The organism is Caballeronia sp. (assembly GCF_028292365.1).
Taxonomy (GTDB): Bacteria; Pseudomonadota; Gammaproteobacteria; order Burkholderiales; family Burkholderiaceae; genus Caballeronia.
In genome coordinates this window covers 1-2,760 of the sequence record NZ_JAQGMM010000583.1, presented here as the reverse complement: position 1 = coordinate 2,760, position 2,760 = coordinate 1, and the positions used below count along the sequence as shown (strand labels likewise).

Genomic DNA, 2,760 nt, shown 5'->3' with positions numbered 1-2,760 from the left:
ATCCGCTCGACCCCGTTCGCGCCGATGCCAGCCGCGCCCGCGCGTATCCCCACGCTGACCGTGACGATCCGGCTGTGCAGCCGCTCGACCCGATCAGCCCGGTCGGCCGCGATGTATTTGCCGGCGGGAGCGATTCGTCGTACCGGGCAACGGGCGGCGATCCGATGACCAGCGGCACGGTCTGGCAGGACACAAAGGAAACGACTCTGCGGGCGGTCGGCGCAGAGGACCCGTTGACCGGAACAACGCCCGCGCAAGGCTGGCGCGCTGTCGATCCGCTTGATCCGCTCGATGAAACCGAAACGTCGGCTCGAGTGGGCACCGCGGGTGCCACGAGCGCTACGGGCGCACCGGTTCCGGGTACGTTGAGTCAAACTGGCGACTCGGCGCTCGGAGCACATGCAGGCACGCGAAGCACAATGCCGGACGAATACATGGAGTACGAAGACGAGTTCCGCAGCGACTACGAGTCGAAGTACGCGGCGACCGGCGGGAGTTATGAAGAGTACGAGGAAGCGTACCGATACGGCGTCTCAGCAGCCAGCGACGAGCGTTATCACCGCCGCAATTGGGACGACTCGATGGAAACCGAATTGCGCCACGACTGGGAAGGACGTAGTTCAGGCGGCCATGACACCTGGGAGCGTTTCAAGCTCGCGGTGCGTCATGGCTGGGAGCGTGTGACGGGGCATCAACACCATCTGTAACCTGCATTCCTCAACGCGTTGAAACGCCAACGGCCCGCTTTAGCGGGCCGTTGGCGTTTTGCGAAAGGGGCCTTGCGCGCGTTTTCTTGCCCCGGGCCTAAACCTTCGCAAGGCGCTGCACCCACGCGACGTATTTATCGACGAAATTCTGCAGGAACTTGCGCGTGTCTTCGCTCACGATCGTGCCGGTGGCATCAATACGGTTTGCATCGTGCTTGACGAACATTTCCGGATGACCCATGAGCGGCACATCGAGGTAAGCGAGCACATTTCGCAGATGCGCCTGCGCGAGCGCCGTGCCGGTCGCGCCTGGCGACGTGCCCAGCACCGCGCCGGGCTTGTTGCCCCATACGTTGTGGCCCCACGGCCGTGAACCCCAGTCCAGCGCATTCTTCAGCACGCCGGGAATCGAGCGGTTGTATTCCGGCGTCACGAACAGCAAGCCATTCGCCGCCGCTATCTTTTCCTTGAAGGTTCGCGCAACTTCGGGAAAGTCGCTGTCATAGTCCTGGCTATAGAGCGGCAGGCTCGCGATATCCAGGAACTCGAACGAAAAATCCGGCGGCGCCAGCGACGTTACCGCGTGCGCCAACTGCTTGTTGAAAGAATCTCGGCGAATGCTGCCAACAACAACCGCAATCTTGTAGGTCATGGCTTGTCCCGGTGACTGATTAAAGCGGAGCCCGAATAGCATCCGCGAATATGCCCTGTACCAGCCAGCACATCATAGGCGTTCGGTTGAGTCCAAAGCTATCCGGAATGGGGCGGATTGATGCCGGGACCGGCATGTGACGTTGGACGTTTCGTATCGCGTTCTGCCTTGAATTGGGCGTTTCGATCGATACCCGATGACAAGCCCGCTGCAAGCCATTTTTGAGATGATTTCCACAAAGTTGTCCACAGAAACTGTGGACAACTTTGTAGATGTTTAATAATTCGTACTAAACCGCCAGAGGCTTGGCGGGATACAACTAGCAGGTATGGCGAAATCGGCCGGAGCGATGTTATTGACCGAAAAACACATTGCATTGCGACGGCGGGCCTTGGCACGTCGACGGCTGAGAATTGGTATCGGCCGCGGCGTTGGCAGCACCTGCCACAGCGAACAAAGCGACAGCGGCGAAGACGGAAAGCATGCGTTTCATGGGACACCTCGGTGAATTGGCAACGATCGAACTGGATCGGTAAACCGAGAATATCGATTAAGCGGACGCAGACAAATGGCGGTGTAAGAAATTGATCCTTACAAAAATCGCAATGATTGAGGGGTGCGGAGCGGGATAGAGAACGATCGTCCTGGCGCGCAGAAACAAGACTTCACATTCATGCGTGATACACAACAATATGTTTTCTCAATCGACATTGGTCATCGATAGTGATGTGAATAGACTGCTTCACATGACGGCGTGAAACGCGCCGTCTTCAAACAGTGAAGGGTTCATCATGAAACGCGCGCTTATCGGAAGTTTATTTGTTGCCGTGCTGGTCTCATCGGCACCCGTTTTTGCCCAATCCACCGACACCGCGCAGCAAAGCGCCTACGCACCGAGAACGCGAGCCGAGGTGAAGGCCGAGTTGATCGCTGCGCAAAAGAGCGGCGAACTCGACGCGATCCATTCGGAAAGTTATCCCCAGTTGCGGCCGTATCAAACCGCTCGCTTTCAACGCGTCACATCGGGCGCGGATACGACCGAGACCGAAGCGGACGGCACGCGCGTGATCGACCAGTAAGCGTCACCTGCAAGGTATCGAGGGAAAGATGGAGCAACGCGGCGGGTTCGATTGGTGAAGCCGCGCTATTTGTGGAAACTCTGTGGAAACTCGCCCAGATCGTTGGCGGTTCCACCCGGGTGGGCCGGAGCCGCTTGCGCGTCTAACGTGCCTTGTGCGAGAAAGCCCCGTCAGGGCTCGCGTATGGGTTGGTTTCCTTGCGGTGTTTCAGCCCGTCCGGGTTTGAGAATCCTGCCTGCTCACGCAGAAGCGCCGGCGTACTCTTGCCGGGTTTGGCATCGGGCCTTATGTCTTCAAGACCTTGCGCCCACGCGTCGAGCAT

2 protein-coding genes and 2 pseudogenes are annotated in these 2,760 nt (G+C 58.7%); 2 read left to right on the top strand and 2 right to left on the bottom strand.

All coding sequences use genetic code 11. The features are described from left to right. A pseudogene (locus tag JWR14_RS34300) lies at window positions 1-707 on the top strand (hypothetical protein); the annotation flags it as partial. Window positions 708-804: 97 nt separating this feature from the next. On the opposite strand, the gene JWR14_RS34295 reads toward JWR14_RS34300, so the two are convergent. Then, a complete protein-coding gene (locus JWR14_RS34295) occupies window positions 805-1,359 on the bottom strand; it encodes an NAD(P)H-dependent oxidoreductase (protein ID WP_299718365.1) in 555 nt (184 codons plus the stop codon). Window positions 1,360-2,150: 791 nt separating this feature from the next. Between JWR14_RS34295 and JWR14_RS34290 the strand changes: the two genes are divergently transcribed. Beyond that, window positions 2,151-2,438, top strand: coding sequence for a DUF4148 domain-containing protein (locus JWR14_RS34290; RefSeq protein WP_299718363.1), 288 nt, complete (start codon window positions 2,151-2,153; stop codon window positions 2,436-2,438). Between the two features lie 142 nt (window positions 2,439-2,580). Here JWR14_RS34290 and JWR14_RS34285 read toward each other — a convergent pair. After that, window positions 2,581-2,760, bottom strand: a pseudogene (locus JWR14_RS34285) (type II toxin-antitoxin system HipA family toxin); the annotation flags it as partial.

Coding starts and splice junctions, on each gene's coding strand:
- JWR14_RS34295 (WP_299718365.1), bottom strand. CDS start 1,359: ATGACCTACAAGATTGCGGTTGTTGTTGGCAGCATTCGCCGAGATTCT.
- JWR14_RS34290 (WP_299718363.1), top strand. CDS start 2,151: ATGAAACGCGCGCTTATCGGAAGTTTATTTGTTGCCGTGCTGGTCTCA.